The sequence below is a fragment of the Peptoclostridium litorale DSM 5388 genome (genome assembly GCF_900141635.1).
Classification (GTDB): Bacteria; Bacillota; Clostridia; order Peptostreptococcales; family Peptostreptococcaceae; genus Peptoclostridium; species Peptoclostridium litorale.
Genome location: NZ_FSRH01000006.1, coordinates 44,488 through 60,373, shown reverse-complemented (window position 1 = coordinate 60,373; position 15,886 = coordinate 44,488). Strand labels below are relative to the sequence as shown.

Annotated in this window: 16 protein-coding genes; 10 read left to right on the top strand and 6 right to left on the bottom strand. The window is 39.9% G+C overall.

The genetic code is table 11. The features are described 5' to 3' along the window. The first annotated feature begins 58 nt into the window (after positions 1–58). Both mnmA and BUQ87_RS07030 read left to right on the top strand, forming a co-directional pair. A complete protein-coding gene (gene mnmA / locus BUQ87_RS07035; protein ID WP_038263953.1) occupies positions 59–1,144 on the top strand; it encodes a tRNA 2-thiouridine(34) synthase MnmA in 1,086 nt (361 codons plus the stop codon). 121 nt (positions 1,145–1,265) lie between these two features. Then, positions 1,266–2,693, top strand: a complete 1,428-nt coding sequence (locus BUQ87_RS07030) for a PdaC/SigV domain-containing protein (protein ID WP_052636057.1) — start codon at positions 1,266–1,268, stop codon at positions 2,691–2,693. A 123-nt stretch (positions 2,694–2,816) separates the two neighbouring features. On the opposite strand, the gene BUQ87_RS07025 is transcribed toward BUQ87_RS07030, so the two are convergent. Then, positions 2,817–3,833 (bottom strand): calcium/sodium antiporter, encoded by a 1,017-nt coding sequence (locus BUQ87_RS07025; RefSeq protein ID WP_038263950.1) that lies wholly within the window; start codon positions 3,831–3,833, stop codon positions 2,817–2,819. A 332-nt stretch (positions 3,834–4,165) separates the two neighbouring features. Between BUQ87_RS07025 and BUQ87_RS07020 the strand changes: the two genes are divergently transcribed. The 3 genes from BUQ87_RS07020 to BUQ87_RS07010 all read left to right on the top strand — a co-directional run bounded on the left by BUQ87_RS07020 (position 4,166) and on the right by BUQ87_RS07010 (position 5,825). Further along, the gene (locus BUQ87_RS07020; protein WP_038263947.1) at positions 4,166–4,756 is read left to right on the top strand and encodes a DUF1836 domain-containing protein; all 591 of its coding nucleotides are present in this window, start codon (positions 4,166–4,168) and stop codon (positions 4,754–4,756) included. A gap of 289 nt (positions 4,757–5,045) precedes the next feature. Beyond that, complete coding sequence (locus tag BUQ87_RS07015) at positions 5,046–5,306, top strand: autorepressor SdpR family transcription factor (protein WP_038263944.1); 261 nt, start codon at positions 5,046–5,048, stop codon at positions 5,304–5,306. Positions 5,307–5,315: 9 nt separating this feature from the next. Beyond that, positions 5,316–5,825, top strand: coding sequence for an SdpI family protein (locus tag BUQ87_RS07010; protein WP_038263941.1), 510 nt, complete (start codon positions 5,316–5,318; stop codon positions 5,823–5,825). Positions 5,826–6,069: 244 nt separating this feature from the next. On the opposite strand, the gene BUQ87_RS07005 is transcribed toward BUQ87_RS07010, so the two are convergent. Then, positions 6,070–6,981 (bottom strand): ADP-ribosylglycohydrolase family protein, encoded by a 912-nt coding sequence (locus BUQ87_RS07005; RefSeq protein WP_052636055.1) that lies wholly within the window; start codon positions 6,979–6,981, stop codon positions 6,070–6,072. Between the two features lie 204 nt (positions 6,982–7,185). Then, positions 7,186–7,683, bottom strand: a complete 498-nt coding sequence (locus BUQ87_RS07000; protein WP_038263939.1) for a hypothetical protein — start codon at positions 7,681–7,683, stop codon at positions 7,186–7,188. A 437-nt stretch (positions 7,684–8,120) separates the two neighbouring features. On the opposite strand from BUQ87_RS07000, the gene BUQ87_RS15665 reads away from it, so the two are divergent. Next, entirely contained in the window at positions 8,121–8,246 is a 126-nt protein-coding gene (locus BUQ87_RS15665; RefSeq protein WP_278309041.1) for a hypothetical protein, read from the top strand. 188 nt (positions 8,247–8,434) lie between these two features. Here the strand turns inward: BUQ87_RS15665 and mnmL are convergent, their stop codons facing one another. Further along, positions 8,435–9,358, bottom strand: a complete 924-nt coding sequence (mnmL, locus tag BUQ87_RS06995) for a tRNA modification radical SAM protein MnmL/YtqA (RefSeq protein WP_038263936.1) — start codon at positions 9,356–9,358, stop codon at positions 8,435–8,437. 175 nt (positions 9,359–9,533) lie between these two features. Between mnmL and nuoE the strand changes: the two genes are divergently transcribed. The 3 genes from nuoE to BUQ87_RS06980 are packed head-to-tail and all read left to right on the top strand — an operon-like array spanning position 9,534 to position 13,645. Then, positions 9,534–10,040, top strand: a complete 507-nt coding sequence (nuoE, locus tag BUQ87_RS06990) for an NADH-quinone oxidoreductase subunit NuoE (protein WP_052636054.1) — start codon at positions 9,534–9,536, stop codon at positions 10,038–10,040. Between the two features lie 51 nt (positions 10,041–10,091). Further along, positions 10,092–11,885, top strand: coding sequence for an NADH-quinone oxidoreductase subunit NuoF (nuoF, locus tag BUQ87_RS06985; RefSeq protein WP_038263933.1), 1,794 nt, complete (start codon positions 10,092–10,094; stop codon positions 11,883–11,885). An 11-nt stretch (positions 11,886–11,896) separates the two neighbouring features. Further along, positions 11,897–13,645, top strand: coding sequence for an NADH-dependent [FeFe] hydrogenase, group A6 (locus BUQ87_RS06980; RefSeq protein WP_038263930.1), 1,749 nt, complete (start codon positions 11,897–11,899; stop codon positions 13,643–13,645). Between the two features lie 129 nt (positions 13,646–13,774). On the opposite strand, the gene BUQ87_RS06975 is transcribed toward BUQ87_RS06980, so the two are convergent. Both BUQ87_RS06975 and BUQ87_RS06970 read right to left on the bottom strand, forming a co-directional pair. Further along, the gene (locus tag BUQ87_RS06975) at positions 13,775–14,473 is read right to left on the bottom strand and encodes an LrgB family protein (protein ID WP_038263929.1); all 699 of its coding nucleotides are present in this window, start codon (positions 14,471–14,473) and stop codon (positions 13,775–13,777) included. After that, complete coding sequence (locus tag BUQ87_RS06970; protein WP_038263927.1) at positions 14,466–14,819, bottom strand: CidA/LrgA family protein; 354 nt, start codon at positions 14,817–14,819, stop codon at positions 14,466–14,468. Before BUQ87_RS06970 ends, BUQ87_RS06975 begins: the two co-directional genes overlap by 8 nt. A gap of 199 nt (positions 14,820–15,018) precedes the next feature. Here BUQ87_RS06970 and BUQ87_RS06965 point away from each other — a divergent pair, with 199 nt between their 5' ends. Next, positions 15,019–15,726: a PrsW family intramembrane metalloprotease gene (locus tag BUQ87_RS06965; RefSeq protein WP_038263925.1), complete on the top strand. Its 708-nt coding sequence runs from the start codon at positions 15,019–15,021 to the stop codon at positions 15,724–15,726. Positions 15,727–15,886: the final 160 nt, after the last annotated feature.

Sequence of the window (15,886 nt, the reverse complement as noted above, 5' to 3'; positions counted from 1 at the left end):
AACATATAGATAAATATTAAAATGTAATGGCGGATAATTTATTGGAAAAGGTGATTTGATGAAACTTGACAAGAACAAGGTGGCAATAGGTCTTAGCGGAGGAGTTGACAGCACTACGGCCGCATACATGCTAAAGGAGCAGGGATATGAGGTTGTCGGAGTCACAATGCTGTTGTTTGACGAATATGACGATATGGGAAGAGCCGTAGAGCCTTCATTTGTAGCGGATGCCGCAAGGGTTGCGAAAAAGCTTCAAATAGAGCATAGAGTTCTTGACTTGAGAACTTTTTTCGAAGAAAACATAAAGGACTATTTCATAGAGGAGTATTCAAGGGGGAGGACGCCAAACCCGTGTGTAATATGCAACAGGAAAATAAAATTTGGGAAATTCATGGAATATGCGCATGAAATCGGAGCGTATTATATAGCAACAGGACACTATGCCGATGTCGTATATGACGATAATACTTCAAGGTACAGGCTTATGAGGGGAAAGGCGAACAGGAAAGATCAGGCCTATGTTATGCACTCACTGAGCCAGGAACAGCTCAGGCACATAATATTCCCTCTTTCGGGCATTGAAGACAAATCACAGGTTAGGAAAATTGCATTGAATGTAGATCCTCAAATAGCCAAAAAGAAGGACAGCACGGGCATATGCTTCATACCGGACGGGAATCACAAAAGGTATATGAAAGAAAATGCGCCGGAAAAGGTAAAGGAAGGTATATTCAGGCACAAAGACGGAAAGATACTCGGTATGCACAGCGGGATATCAAACTATACAATAGGCCAAAAAAGGGGGCTTGGTATAGACATCGCAAAGGGACTGTTTGTAATTGGCATAGACTCTGAAAAAAGCGAGGTCATACTTGGAGACGACAAGGATACCTACTCAAATGGATTTATTGCAAGCAGACCGAATTTCATACCTTTTGAAAGGCCACGGGGAGACATAAGGGCGAAGGTCAAGGTGTGCCACTGGGGGCTTTTTTTGGATGCTACAATAAGTATTACCGACGAAGGGCTTGCAAGGGTGGAATTTGACAGGCCTGAAAGGGCGGTTACTCCGGGTCAGGCCGCCGTGTTTTACAGCGATGACGAGGTCATAGGGGGAGGCATAATCGAAAGTGTAATAAAATAAGCCGAACTGTAAGTGATATTCATGTTAAAAATTGCAATGCAAAACAAGTGTAGTAATTTTGTAACCAAATGACATCCCTTGTTGAATATAATGATAGTATAAAACATATGGAGGGGATAATATGAAATACAATAAGAGGATTTCACGTTTTACTGCGGGAATAATGGTGGCTGCAGCGCTGGCTCTATTTTCAGGATGCGTTCAGGGCGAAGCGGAAAGCAGTGGCTCAAGTGCTCAGGCGAGTGAGGTTCAAAACATTCAGATTACGAGCAAGGCAATAAATATCGATGAGGGCATTTTCAAGGGAGAAGGAAATGTTCCAGTAGTAGAGGGGATAAGCGACAAAAAGGTACAGGAGAGGATAAACCGCCGGTTTCAAGAGGAAGCTGATGAATTCATTGATATGCAGGCGCAGTCAGCAAGGCTCATCATTGAAGACGCGTATGAAGACGACTATAGCAAGACTGCTTCGGTAGACTATGAAGTTAAACATAGCGACGGGAAAATAGTCAGCATACTGATGAGTAAAACTGTCAAAGAAGGGGAATACGGTTACTCGATAAACAAAGTATACAATATAGACGTTAACACGGGAAAGGACATAGAGATTGGAAAGCTGTTCAAAGATGGCAGCTACAAGGAAACCATGGAAAAATACATCACGGAAAACCTTGATATGAACGGCAAGAAGTATGCTGTAAAGATAGACAATGAGCAGGCCTACTATATAGATGGTTCAAGCGTAGTGCTTTCATTCGAGCCCTATGAGATAGGTTCCGACCAGGATAAGTATTTTGAATTCAACATTCCTTTTGAAGTTTTTGGAGACTCGATAGACACAAATGTCAAATTAAAGCCCTATGCTGTGGATGTTGTGGCTAAAAAGGTAAGCCTTCAAGAGGCGTGGATAGACGAGGACATAAGCATGCCTGTGATTGCAGGTCTTTCAGATAGTGCAGTCCAGGAAAAGATAAATTCGATGATTGAAAAGGAAATCACGGACTTTAAGAATGAATTTGAAGTGACGGCCAAAGAAGATTATGAGGACATGAAGACTTTTGAGCCAAATCCAAGGCCATATGTAGCTTCTATAAGTTTTGAAGAAAAATGCAACCAGGAAGGAATACTTAGCCTTTATGTTGTCTATTATGAATACACAGGCGGAGCGCATGGAATGCACACTGACGTATCATACAATATAGACCTTGAAACAGGAGAGCTTATAACTTATGACAAGCTTTTCAAAGAGGATTTCAACTACAAGTCTGTAATAGACAAGAACATATACAGGCAGATAGACGGGATAAAGCAGCAGTATATAAACGAGGCTTTAAGCAGGGGTGAAAGCGTTGAAGACGCATATATCCCATACCAGGGTTTTGAGGGGATAGCTGATGACCAGCCTTTCTATATAAATGACGACAGGATAGGAGTTTATTTTGGCCTTTATGAAATAGCTTCGTATGCAGACGGGATACCGACATTTGAAATACCTATATCGGAGCTTAATGAAGGACTCAATCCAAAATACGCAAAAAATTTCGAGTAGGTGAATTTACTGTTGATTAAATACATTATTTTTATCGGGATTGTATAGACGTGCAAGAGTTTATACGAAAAGCCCCGAGTGCAGAAATTTCTGCACTCGGGGCTTTTCTATTTGTTGGATTGATTAGAAAATTGTAAAAGCATTAATGGCTATATAACCTACGAATACTGCATAGAGACTGAACATTGCAAGCGCATGTCTTTTGCCGACATCTTTTTGACCTGTAATAAGAAATCCTGTAAGGGCCACTGATCCGAATACGAATCCTAAGACGCCAACGTTTTGAGAAAAATTAGCAGGCAGGTTTTGTCCGGCCAGCATCATAGGAACTCCAAGGCATATGCATATATCGAATATGTTTGAGCCTATTGCGTTTGATATTGCAGCATCGGCATCGCCTTTTGAAGCTGATTTTATGGAAAGCAGCATGTCTGGAATTGAAGTACATCCAGAAAGTATTATTACGGATACTATATATGCAGGTATTCCAAGTCCGGCTGAAACGACAATTGCAGATTGAACAAGAGCGTCTATACTCACCCATATGGCAAGCATTGATGCCGCAGATATCATAAGTATTTTAGAATAGCTCATATCTTCGCAAGGCTCGTCTTCATCGGAAGCTTCAGATCCTGTGTTTTCAAGTATGTGCTTTTTAGCCTGAGCATAAAGAACTGCCAGATAAGCTACATAAATTGATATTAAAACCATTCCTGACACCATTCCATAAGATCCGCTGTATGTGAAAAGTGTAAGGGCGATAACGGAAACGATGTAAAAGCCCATGTCCCTTAGTGCAACCTTTTTGTCGACATTCAGTGCGATTTTTGCACCCTTGAAAGCGAATATGCTGGCCATAGGTATTATAAGTATGTTGAATATGGCAGAGCCTGCAACTGTTGGAATTCCAACGTCATTAAAATTCTTGTACACAAGTACTGCAACCATTGCAGTTGTGAATTCGGGAAATGAAGAACTTACAGCGTCAAATGTGGCTCCACGTATCGATGTAGGTATGTTAAGCTTTTTGCCCAGAATGTGAAGGGCGTCTCCAAGCCAGTCCGAGGCCTTGCTTATTACATACGACATCACAATGAAAACTATCACTGCTACGGGGATGCTTTGAATCCAATGAAACATAAAATCTCCTCCTGATAAGCTGCCGTGAACATGCAGGGTCAGCTGAATGTTAAAAACCCAAAATATCATTACATTAAATACATAATGTAGTTTTTAAAACTATGTAATGCATATGTATATAATATATCGATGTATGAATGATTTCAAATAGCATTTAAGGTTAAAAAAAGAGATTAAAAGCGATTATGACGTTAATTCTAAATTTATATAGCTTAATCTAAGTTTTGGTATAAATGTTGTGTTTTTATATTACTGTAATGCTGAAACGTAGTTTTCAATACTATATATTTGATGTAATATATATAATATAGATGATATTAAGGGGTGAAAATATGAAAACAGATGAAATCAACAAAGTGGTTGATGAGATGTCGCTTTCAGAAAACATAGAGCTTGCCGACATACCGGACATTGAACTCTATATGGAACAGGTTACAGGTTTTATTGACGACAGGCTAAAAAATCTCAAGAGGGACAGCAGCGAGAAGACACTTACAAAGACAATGATCAACAATTATACAAAACTGGGCATACTAATGCCTCCCAAAAACAAGAAGTACTCCAAAGACCACATGATACTGATGCTTCTGGTATACTATTTAAAGCAGGTGCTATCGCTTGACGACATAAAAGCTCTTATAGCGCCAATACTAAATGACATGAGCACAACAGAAGACGACGTGATACCGCTTGAGGACATATACTCAATATTCCTTGAACTCAAATCACTTGAATTCGAAGACTTCAAACAGGATATAGAAGAAAAATACAATGTCATAAGGGCAAAGACAAACGAGGTGAGCCAAGAGGAAGCAGACATAAAGGAAAAAGCCGAGCTATTTTTGACTGTAATAATGTTAATAGCAAAAGCCCATGCGAACAAGAGGCTTGCAGAGAAGATAATAGACAAGTTTTTTAAATAGGACTATATAGATCAAGTAAAATTTCGTAAAAAATCACAACCAATTGGTTGTGATTTTTTACGAAATAACTAGGTTTTATCCATTTGAATTTTAGTGCTTTAAAATTATGTTCATAAAAAGAGATGTTTTATTGAACTCCATTCCATATAGTAAAAATCTATTCATACTATCCTTAACACGATAATTTTTTATTGAAATTATTTCAAAGGGGTTGCAATTTATAACATTGTTACTTATACACCTCCATTAAACATTTAACTAAATAGTTAAATGTTTAATGGAGGTGTATATGGTTAAAGTATTTAAAGCATTAAGTGATGAAACTCGGAGAGAAATTTTAAAATTACTTAATGAGCGAGATATGAATGCAGGAGAAATTTCTAGTCATTTTAAAATGTCTAAGCCGGCCATATCTAAGCATTTAGACATTTTAAAAGCGGCAGAACTTATAAGCTCAGAGAAAAAAGGACAATTTTTAATTTACTCTATAAATACCTCCGTTATTCAAGAGGTTCTCGGAAACTTTTTAGATATTTTTACAAATAAATAGGAGGATAATATGGGAAGAATAGGATTGATTTTACTTGTTATATGGATACTTGGAGCATATATAAAAGCTCCCGAAATTTTAGGACTATCAAAAGAGAATCCTAAAGTTAAAACGGCTAGATGTATACAGATATTATTTTTAATAGTTATTTTAGGTCGAGAGCTATCACCTGTGTTAGGTTTAGATGAGTTATTTTCAAATGAAATTAATGATAAGATAATTATTGGTATAAACGCTATAGTGATTATGTACTTTGGAAATCTACTACCTAAAATACAAATTTATAAAAATATGGAAACAACAAATCCTTGGGCTATAGGTGATGAAAAAGTCTGGAGAAAAGCAACTAAGATTTTTGCTTATTTATCATTTCTTATAGCGATATCAATGTTTGTTTTAAGTTTTTATTTTGATTCAGCTATCGTTGTTCAAATATGCCAATTTATATGGTTTGCAATCCCTTTATTATATTTATTAATTCACTATAATAAAAAATTCAAAGGAATTAAAACTAGATAAGCAGCAAGAATTATAAGTATTTGCTTTAAACATATATAATTAGTTATGAGGTGAATATTATTTTGTGTTTCAGAAATATGATATTTGGCGGTTTTGTAGTCTATTTTAATTTGAAGGGATAGGATCTTATATATAATCACATAAAAAAGAGTGTGATTTCATTTCGAAACCCACTCTTTTTTATGTGATTTACTATGAGATTTTCATTTTTGCCCCTCTAAGGTAAACCCGTTAGTTTTAAGCGCTACAGTGGCTGTGAGGCTTTAGAGCCTATTATTGTGATGACATCACCGTAGCTTTTCATCTCTTTAAGCCAGCGTTTTGGAATGGCACTTTCCCCCTTATAAGCGCCTAAAACGGCGCCTATAATAAGAGCTCGCGCAGCTGAATCTCCACCGGACATCACATTTTGTACAAGGGCTTTCTCAAAATCATCATGGTATTTTATTATTATGTGCAAAGCTGAAGGAAAGGCGCCTTTTGCAGAGCACTCCTGCCCGAAACGCCTTATTGTATCTATTGAATTGTCATCGCAGCTTTCGAATGCCATGTTTACATATTGATTTATGATGTATTCCCTGTCAAATATGTCTGAAGCCTTTTTTATGGCGGCCTGAGGGTTGTCTCCTCGCAACACATAAAACAACATATAGGCGAAGAATTTACTTATGTCAACTACAAGCTTGTTGTTGTGAGTGGTTTTTGTCTGCTGGATTGAAAATTCAACGACTTTTTCAATATTGGAATAATAATACAGCATTATTGGAGCTATTCGAGATGCTCCCGCCATGTCATCAGAGTCTGAGCCAGAAGGGTTTTTATTTGAATTCATATTTTCAAGAGTTTTTTCAGTAGCACTGTCTATATATCCGTTGTATGAGTTCATGAACAACAGCCAGTTGTTTTTAAAGTGTTCAGAGTCAAAACCGGCGTTTTCGTATATGTTTTTGAGTAAAAACAAAGTTTGATCTCCGTAGTGAGTGTGCTCTCCGGCGGTTTTGTTTTTGTGGAAAGAGTCTTTTGGCGGAGCAGTAATATCCTTTATTGTTCCAAATTCATGCTTGATTCTATCAGTATCGTATATCCCGTGAGCTCCAAGAGAAAGAGAGTCTCCGACGAGCGATCCCAGAATCATTCCATTCAGTCTATCTTCCATTTCAACGCACCTCCAGCGGTTATCATAGTGATTAGATTTGATCTTTACAGTGCTCCAGTCAAAGGAGCATTTAAAATTTTATGATATATCCTATATTAATACCCAATGCAATCTATTTGATATTCAAAAAAAGACGCCCGGTAAAGGCGTCTTTTTTTGAATATTTTGAAATTTTACGGCGCAATGGCAATTCACTTAAGAGCTTTAACCTTCGAAATTGACTTTTACCGGTTTGCCCTTTTCGTTTAGAGTTACTTTGGTTATTTTTGCAACATGTTTCACATCATTTGTCTTTGCACATTCTACGACCTGATAGACTTTTGATGTATCTGCATTTGACTTGAAGACATGTCCAAGAAGCTTAAATAGTGAATATGGGTGGTCAGGATCCTTTATAGTTATTATGGAAGAATTGGGTATTGCGATTGTATCAGATATTAGTTTTGCAAAATCTATATCCTTAAGGTCTGCGATTATATAGTACTCAGCCTCATCGGACAGGTCTTCAAAGCTTTTAACCTGCTTTATTTTAAACTGGCTTTTTGCAGTAGCGCTCAAAGTGGCCATTGCAGGAAGAATCCCCCATCCCTTGTGACCGGAAACTATAATCGATTCTTTTCTTCCGACGGCTTCTTCAAGATATACCCCTTGAGATTCTGTCATGAATCCTTGATCAACCAGTTTTTTTAGCATAGCGTTCATAGAATCAATCCCCCTTGTATTTAATTGAGTTATGAAGACTTTTAAATTGGCTTCTATAGCCTTGAACAATATGATAGCATTTTTTAAAGGTTTCAAATACAGCATATAAGCAAGTTCTATGAATATTTAGACATCTATTAAAATAAGGCATAGTGAAAAGTGCACAACATATGAACATATATTGCCTATTTGTCCATGCTAAGGGATGTCATATGCTTCCGTGAACGGCATGAAAATTTATTTGTTAAAATTTCATAATGGTTTTTGGTTTTTTTGATTTTTTTTGAAACTCGCAGATACAATAAATTTACAGAACTTTTACAACATTCAGTAAAATGACACAAACATTCATTCATAGAAGCGCATATGGTAATAGACGTGGCTGAAAATTTTTATAAGCATGATTTGAATTATAGTCTGTAAGGAGGTGAAGGGATATGGAAACTATGGGAATTTTTATTTCTATGTACTTGGTTATTGGTATAACTGCTACTGCAGGAGCAATACTCATAAAAAACAGGCCGGAAAAAAGTGGTGTTAGGGCAGGTAAAAGAGCGGCATAATTAGATGGGGTGTGGCTGTGATATTTCATTTTCATTTTGGATTGGCTGCATTATGAAAAGGGAATATCAAATACATTTTTTATATTTTTAAAGTTTCGACCTGAGTTTTTTACTCAGGTCTTTTTTTATGATTGAAAGTATTTTAAAGCTGCAATTGCGCTGAGTCCGTTTTACCGTGTAATACGCTTTTATTCAGGAAAAAATTTTCCCTGGAAGCTGTCCCTCCTTTTGAGCTCAATGTCTATTCCGTTTAGAACGCTTCTCTTGTCAAGGCTCCATAGTGGGGCTATTAGAAGGTCTTTTGAGCCGTCTCCTGTAACCCTGTGAACTGTTATGTCCGGGTTTAGAATTTCAAGAGAATCGCATACAAGACCTATATATTCGTCCTTAGAAAGCATGTGAAACGGACTTTCAGTGTAATAGGATTCAAGGTCCGTATTTTTGAGCACGTGCATGAGGTGAAGTTTCACCCCGTATGGGTTCAAGCTGGATACATACCTTACGGATTGTAAAATCTTCGCTCTGTATTCTCCTGGAAGGCCGAGTATGAGGTGCACAACAGTCCTTATTCCAAGTTTTTTAAGTTTTGAAAAAGTCTTTTCGAATACTTCTATATCATATCCCCTTCTTATCACCTTGGCTGTATCCTCGTGCATTGTCTGAAGGCCCAGCTCGACCCAAAGGTAGGTCTTTTTGTTCAAGCTGTCCAAAAGAGAAAGAACGTCGTCTGGAATGCAGTCGGGGCGGGTTGCTATTGCAAGACCTATGACTCCTGGATGCGAAATTGCAGATTCGTATTTTTTTTCAAGATCCGTCACATCTGAATAGGTGTTTGTGAAGTTTTGAAAATATGCTATATATTTGCCTGACGGCCATTTTTCCATTAAAAGATCCACCTGCTGCTCAAGCTGAGAGTGAATGTCTAAATTTCTGTTTGAGGCAAACTCTCCTGAGCCTGATTCACTGCAGAATATGCAGCCACTGCTTCCGACCTTGCCGTCCCTGTTTGGGCATGTAAATCCCCCGTCAATTGAAAGCTTGAAGACCTTGCATCCAAAAGTGCTTTTAAGCTCGTAGTTCAATGTATGGTATCTCTTGTCAATCCATCTCATATATATCCTCCAAATCTGTTTGCCTAATCATAATATGATTAAAATTTATATGTACATTAAAATCTATATGGATTTTGTATTTTAATTATAGCAAAAATAGTGATTTGATGCGAACTGCAGGGGTATATTTAGCTGTGAAAAGAAAATGATATGGCCAAATAGGAAGGAGACGTCTATGGAAAAATCGAATGTACATGAGCAGACAACGAGTGTAAAGGATTTGTCTAATGATTTATTTGATGAACTCAAAGGGTATATTGAGGGGCTAGAGGATAAGCAGGGATCTCTTATAAACATACTCCACAAGGCTCAGGAACTCTTTGGATTTCTTCCAAGGGAAGTGCAGCTTTTCATAGCAAGAGAGCTTAAAATCCCAGCGGCCCAAGTATTTGGGGTAGTGAGCTTCTATTCGTATTTTACAACAAAGCCTACGGGAAAACACACCATAAGCGTATGCATGGGAACTGCATGTTTCGTAAAAGGTGCCGACAAGGTAGTTGCCAAATTCCAGGAAAAGCTTGGTATAGATGTTGGAGAGACATCGGAGGATGGCAATTTTACGCTCAGGGATGTAAGGTGCGTTGGAGCCTGCGGACTTGCGCCTGTTGTGCTTGTAGACGAGAAGGTCTATGGGAATGTGACAGAAAACGATGTGGAGCGCATTCTTGCGGAATATGAGTAGCAGTATGATTTCAACTGACGGAGGCTTTTAGAATTCTTGGGGAGGGGTCAAATGAGCATGGAGAGAAAAATACTGGTTTGCGGTGGAACGGGATGTATATCTTCAGACAGCGAAAAGATAATAAAAAATCTTGAGATACTCCTTAAACACCACGGACAAGATGAAAACGTAAAGGTTGTAAAAACAGGATGCTTTGGATTTTGCGGTCAGGGTCCTATAGTGAAGATAGAGCCTGACAATGTATTTTATGTAAAGGTCGGCCCAAAGGATGCAAAAGACATAGTGGAAATGCACATAATGAAAAACGAGCAGGTGGACAGGATACTTTATGAGGATCCAAAGACCGGAGAAAAAATACATGAACACAAGGACATGTCGTTTTATGCAAAGCAGCACCGTATAGCGCTTAGAAACTGCGGAGAGATAGATCCAGAAGACATAAGCGACTATCTTGCAAACAAGGGATATGAGGCGCTTAAAAAGGCTCTAAAGCAGCTGTCGAGGGACGAAGTCATAGATACTATAAAAAAGAGCGGCCTCAGGGGACGTGGAGGAGGAGGTTTCCCTACAGGTCTCAAATGGGAAATTACTAAAAATTCCAGGGACGGTGAGCAAAAATATGTAATATGCAACGCCGACGAGGGAGACCCGGGTGCATTCATGGACAGGTCCATACTTGAAGGGGATGCCCATAGCGTTATAGAGGCCATGGCGATAGGTGGATATGCAATGGGAGCCCAAAACGGAGTAGTGTATATAAGGGCGGAATACCCTCTTGCCATAAACAGGCTTAAAATAGCGCTCAACCAGGCCAGGGAGAAGGGATTCCTTGGGAAAGACATATTTGGAAGCGGATTCAATTTTGACATAGAGATAAGATACGGGGCGGGGGCATTCGTATGCGGCGAAGAAACAGCTCTAATTCACTCTGTTGAGGGAAGCCGTGGAGAGCCTACTGTAAAGCCGCCTTATCCTTCTGAATGCGGACTCAACGGACAGCCTACATGCGTAAACAACGTCGAAACATTTGCAAACATTCCTCCCATAATACTCAACGGTTCGGAGTGGTTTGCGTCAATAGGTACTGAAAAGAGCAAGGGGACAAAGGTTTTTGCGCTCGCAGGAAAGATAAACAACATAGGGCTTGTAGAGGTTCCAATGGGGACAACTCTTAGGGAAATAGTTTATGAAATAGGCGGAGGCATAATGGACGGGCATAAATTCAAGGCCGTTCAGACGGGAGGTCCTTCAGGCGGGGTTATAACCGAAGCGGATCTTGATACGCCTATAGACTATGAGAGTCTAAAGGAAATAGGTTCAATGATGGGATCGGGAGGAATGATAGTAATGGACGAGAACGACTGCATGGTCAATATCGCCAAATTCTACCTCGACTTCACTCAGGACGAATCATGCGGAAAATGTACTCCTTGCAGGGTGGGAACTAAGAGGATGTATGAGATACTCGACAGGATAACAAAGGGAAAAGGGGTCCCCGAGGATTTAGACAATCTAGTGCAGATAGGCAACATGATAAAGGATTCCGCTCTTTGTGGGCTTGGGCAGACTGCCCCGAATCCGGTTCTTTCGACTCTTAAATATTTCAGGGACGAATACGAAGATCATATAAACAAAAAGTACTGCAAGACCGGAAAATGCAAGACTCTTGTAAAGTACTCGATAGACCCTGAAAAATGCGTGGGATGCACTGCGTGTGCGAGGGTATGTCCGGTAGAGTGCATAGAAGGCGCGCCGAAGAAGGTGCATGTGATAGACCATGAAAAATGTATCAAATGCGGAGCTTGCTATGACGCATGCAAGTTTGACGCGGTTATAAGACCATAGGGAGGGATTGTATGTCAGCAGAAAAGGTTAATTTGACTATAAACGGGCAAAATGTAACTGTGGACGAGGGAACCACTATACTTGATGCGGCAAAAGAGGTCAATGTCCACATACCTACTCTTTGCTACATGGATTTGGGAGAGCTCAAATTCATAAACAGGTCGGCTTCATGCCGCGTGTGCATGGTTGAAGTTGAAGGAAGGCCCAACCTTGTCCCTTCATGTTCCGCGAAGGCTGAGGAAGGGATGGTAGTAAGGACGGATACCATGAGGGCTATAAGGGGAAGAAGGATGGCTGTTGAGCTTCTTCTTTCAAATCACCCTAATGAATGTTTTACATGTCCAAAGAACATGGAGTGCGACCTTCAGTCGCTGGCGCATGAGCTGGGCGTCAGGGAGATAAAATGGGAAGGTGTCAAGATGGACTATGAAAAGGACAAGTCCTCGGACGCCATAGTAAAGGACCCCAATAAGTGCATAATGTGCAGAAGGTGCGAGACAATGTGCAACGAGATTCAAACCTGCGGGATACTTTCGGGAATAAGCAGGGGATTCGACTCGTTCGTGGGTCCCGCGTTCAACATACCAATGGTTGAATCGTCATGCACATACTGCGGGCAGTGCGTTGCTGTATGTCCTACAGCGTCGCTTACGGAGGTCAACAATACTGACAAGGTATGGAGCGCACTCCACAATCCCAAAAAGCATGTAATAGTTCAGGTTGCACCTGCTATACGTGTGGCCATAGGTGAAATGTTTGGAATGGAGCCTGGAAGCATTGTCACTGGAAAGCTTGCGGCTGCGCTTCGAAGGATGGGGTTTGACGCCGTATACGATACGGACTTTGCTGCAGATCTTACAATAATGGAGGAGGCTTCAGAACTTGTACACAGAATAAAGCACGGCGGAGTTCTTCCTATGCTCACAAGCTGCTGCCCGGCATGGGTTCAATTCATAGAGCACCAGTTCCCGGATATGCTGGACATTCCTTCTTCTTGCAAATCTCCTCACATAATGTTTGGAGCCATAGTAAAGACGCATTATGCACAAAAGAACGGACTGGACCCTAAAGATATAGAGGTTGTGTCTGTAATGCCTTGCATAGCTAAAAAGGCTGAGGCGAGAAGGCCTGAGCTTTCAGAGGGTGAACATGCAGATGTAGACATAGTTGTGACTACGCGTGAGATATCTGCAATGATGAAAGAGGCTGGAATAGACTTCCCGAATCTTGAGGATGAGGATTTTGATAAGATGATGGGAGAGAGTACGGGAGCATCTGTAATATTCGGTACAACAGGAGGTGTGATAGAGGCCGCTGTAAGGACGGCATACGACTGGCTTACGGGAGAAGAGCTTGAGGATGTAGAGTTTACTCAGCTCAGAGGTATGGAAGGAATAAGGGAAGGGACAGTGAAAATAGGCGACATGGATATTAAAATAGGCATAGCACATGGACTTGGAAATGCAAGAAAGCTGCTTGAATGCATAAGAGCAGGAAACTGTAGCTTCCATGCAATAGAGATAATGGCATGCCCTGGAGGATGCGTAGGCGGAGGCGGACAGCCTTACCACCACGGACACATGGAGATAATCAAAAAGCGCCAGGAAGCCATATACGAAGAAGATAGAAACAAGTCAAAGAGAAAATCGCATGAAAACGAAGAGGTGCTGAAACTGTATGAAGAATTCCTTGGAGAGCCTTACGGTAAAAAGGCGCATGAGCTTCTTCACACCACATACTCGAGAAAAGACAGGATATAAAACTGCAAAAAGTGTAAAGACTGTTGCCAGAAGTTTTGGTGATTTGTGCGACCCAAAGCCCCCTATATAGGGGGCTCTTTGATTGGCAGGTTTATATCGCTGCAAGCTTTATTCAATTGGCAGAGTATTCTAAATGAAATTGATCAATTTTAGTACAATAGGTACCAAAAGCACAGTGAATATTCCAGCAAGGCCTATTGAAAGCCCGCTCATCGCACCCTCGACCTCACCAAGTTCCATTGCCCTTGTGGTTCCGAGGGCGTGTGATGAGGTTCCTATTGAAACTCCCACGGCAACCTTGTCTTTTATGCCAAACAGCCTGCATACGAATGGAGCAATGGCATAGCCTATATTGCCCACAAGTATTATTGTGACCACCGTAAGCGCTGGAATCCCGCCGATTTGTTTTGAAAGCTCTATTCCTATGGGTGTGGTTATAGCCTTTGGAACCACTGAAAGGCCTATAATGGAATCGAGTCCCATTATGTTTGAAAGGGCTGCGACGCTTACTATGGATGTTATGCATCCAACAGTTATCCCGCTTATTATGGCCACTGAATTGGCTTTTAAAAGGTGAAGCTGCTTGTAGAGCGGAACGGCAAGAACTATAGTCGCGGGGCCCAGAAGAAACGATATGAAGTCTGCGCCTTTGTTATAGTCTTCTATGCTTATGTCGAATTTCAAAAGAAATAGTATTATAATTGATGTTGACACTATTATAGGGTTGAAAATAGGAAGCTTGGCTTTTTTATATACAATGCAGCCAATGTCAAAAGCCAAAAGCGAAAGGGCTATCCCAAACAAGGGGGTGCTTATTATGCTATCCATTTTTGCTCCTCCTTTGTACCGTCTGTATGGTAATCCCAGTTGATACTATCACAAATATTGTCGATATGAGTGATATCACGACTATTTTAATCCAGCTGTACCTTAAAACAGAAAGGCACGATATAAGCCCTGCCCCTGCAGGTATGAAGAAGAAAGCCAGATGTGAGAGCAAAAAGTCTGAAACTTCATTTATGGAGTCAAGCTTTACCCACTTCAGGCAAAGAGAAGTAAACAGCAGAACCATGCCTATTACATTTCCAGGAATGGGGATGCCGGAAAATTCCCTTATTATCTCCCCCATAAGCCAAAAAGAAATTATTATTGCAGATTGTCTTAAAAGCTTCAAAAAATCACCTTCCATTCCTTGTATAGAGTATATATGACGCCCTGTGTGAAAATACACTGACAGTATCGCCGCTGAAAATCTGTACAGTATTCTATTATACTCTTTGCAAATAAAAATTCAATAAAAACGACAAAAACAGCAAGGCAAGTATATACATAGTATTAATGGGTAAAATAATAATAAAGGATGGGGGTGACGTATGGATATCAGCATATGGACTTTGGCTGTAACTCCAGGAATAATACTTGCAGTTATAATATATCTTGTTGACAGATATGACAGGGAGCCATTGCCTTTGCTTTTTAAGATATTTGCCCTGGGTGCATTTTCAGTTTTCCCGGTGATAGTAGTTGAAAATATACTTTTAAGTCTGAATATTTTTTCGGGGGCGCTTTCCGGGCTGTATGTATCGTTTATAGTTGCGGGGTTTACAGAAGAGTATTTTAAAAGGCTTGTGGTTTTAAGGTGGGCTTTTAACGATACACATTTCAACGAAAAGCTTGATGGAATAGTGTTTTCCGTTTTTTCGGCACTTGGATTTGCGACAATAGAAAACATAAGCTATGTGGTGTTCAGATATTCAAACGTATATGTAGGATTACTGAGAGGGATCCTCTCTGTTCCTGCGCATATGCTTTTTGCCATAACAATGGGATACTATCTTTCACTTGTGAAATACTGTAAAAGCTGCGGATACGAGGACAAGGAAAACTATTTCAAAAAGTCTTTATATGTGCCAATGGTGCTTCACGGAACATTCAATTTCATATTGATGCTGGGATTTGAAAGATATCTTGTGGTGTTTCTGGTGTATATAGGATACCTTTGGACCGTGAATATTAAAAGGCTCAGAGAGTACGCCAGGGAATCTAGAATACGGCACAGGGAAGACGGGGATGAATATTGAATTTAACTAAAAAATAAAAAAAAATTTAAAAAATATTTAAAATGCGTTTAATGCTTGATGAAATAGGTATAAATAAAATAAGAAGAATGTTACATTATTCTTCTTGAAAGAAGAGGCTGGCGGCAAGCAACAACTGCAACAACTGCAACAACTGCAACAA

Bases quoted from the DNA above. Each gene is read 5' to 3' on its own strand.
- mnmL (WP_038263936.1), bottom strand. From the start codon at position 9,358: ATGAGATGGATTGACAAGAGATACCATACATTGAACTACGAGCTTAAA.
- nuoE (WP_052636054.1), top strand. From the start codon at position 9,534: ATGGAAAAATCGAATGTACATGAGCAGACAACGAGTGTAAAGGATTTG.
- BUQ87_RS07015 (WP_038263944.1), top strand. From the start codon at position 5,046: ATGGTTAAAGTATTTAAAGCATTAAGTGATGAAACTCGGAGAGAAATT.
- nuoF (WP_038263933.1), top strand. From the start codon at position 10,092: ATGAGCATGGAGAGAAAAATACTGGTTTGCGGTGGAACGGGATGTATA.
- mnmA (WP_038263953.1), top strand. From the start codon at position 59: ATGAAACTTGACAAGAACAAGGTGGCAATAGGTCTTAGCGGAGGAGTT.
- BUQ87_RS07030 (WP_052636057.1), top strand. From the start codon at position 1,266: ATGAAATACAATAAGAGGATTTCACGTTTTACTGCGGGAATAATGGTG.
- BUQ87_RS06980 (WP_038263930.1), top strand. From the start codon at position 11,897: ATGTCAGCAGAAAAGGTTAATTTGACTATAAACGGGCAAAATGTAACT.
- BUQ87_RS15665 (WP_278309041.1), top strand. From the start codon at position 8,121: ATGGAAACTATGGGAATTTTTATTTCTATGTACTTGGTTATTGGTATA.
- BUQ87_RS07005 (WP_052636055.1), bottom strand. From the start codon at position 6,981: ATGGAAGATAGACTGAATGGAATGATTCTGGGATCGCTCGTCGGAGAC.
- BUQ87_RS07010 (WP_038263941.1), top strand. From the start codon at position 5,316: ATGGGAAGAATAGGATTGATTTTACTTGTTATATGGATACTTGGAGCA.
- BUQ87_RS06975 (WP_038263929.1), bottom strand. From the start codon at position 14,473: ATGGATAGCATAATAAGCACCCCCTTGTTTGGGATAGCCCTTTCGCTT.
- BUQ87_RS07000 (WP_038263939.1), bottom strand. From the start codon at position 7,683: ATGAACGCTATGCTAAAAAAACTGGTTGATCAAGGATTCATGACAGAA.
- BUQ87_RS06965 (WP_038263925.1), top strand. From the start codon at position 15,019: ATGGATATCAGCATATGGACTTTGGCTGTAACTCCAGGAATAATACTT.
- BUQ87_RS07025 (WP_038263950.1), bottom strand. From the start codon at position 3,833: ATGTTTCATTGGATTCAAAGCATCCCCGTAGCAGTGATAGTTTTCATT.
- BUQ87_RS07020 (WP_038263947.1), top strand. From the start codon at position 4,166: ATGAAAACAGATGAAATCAACAAAGTGGTTGATGAGATGTCGCTTTCA.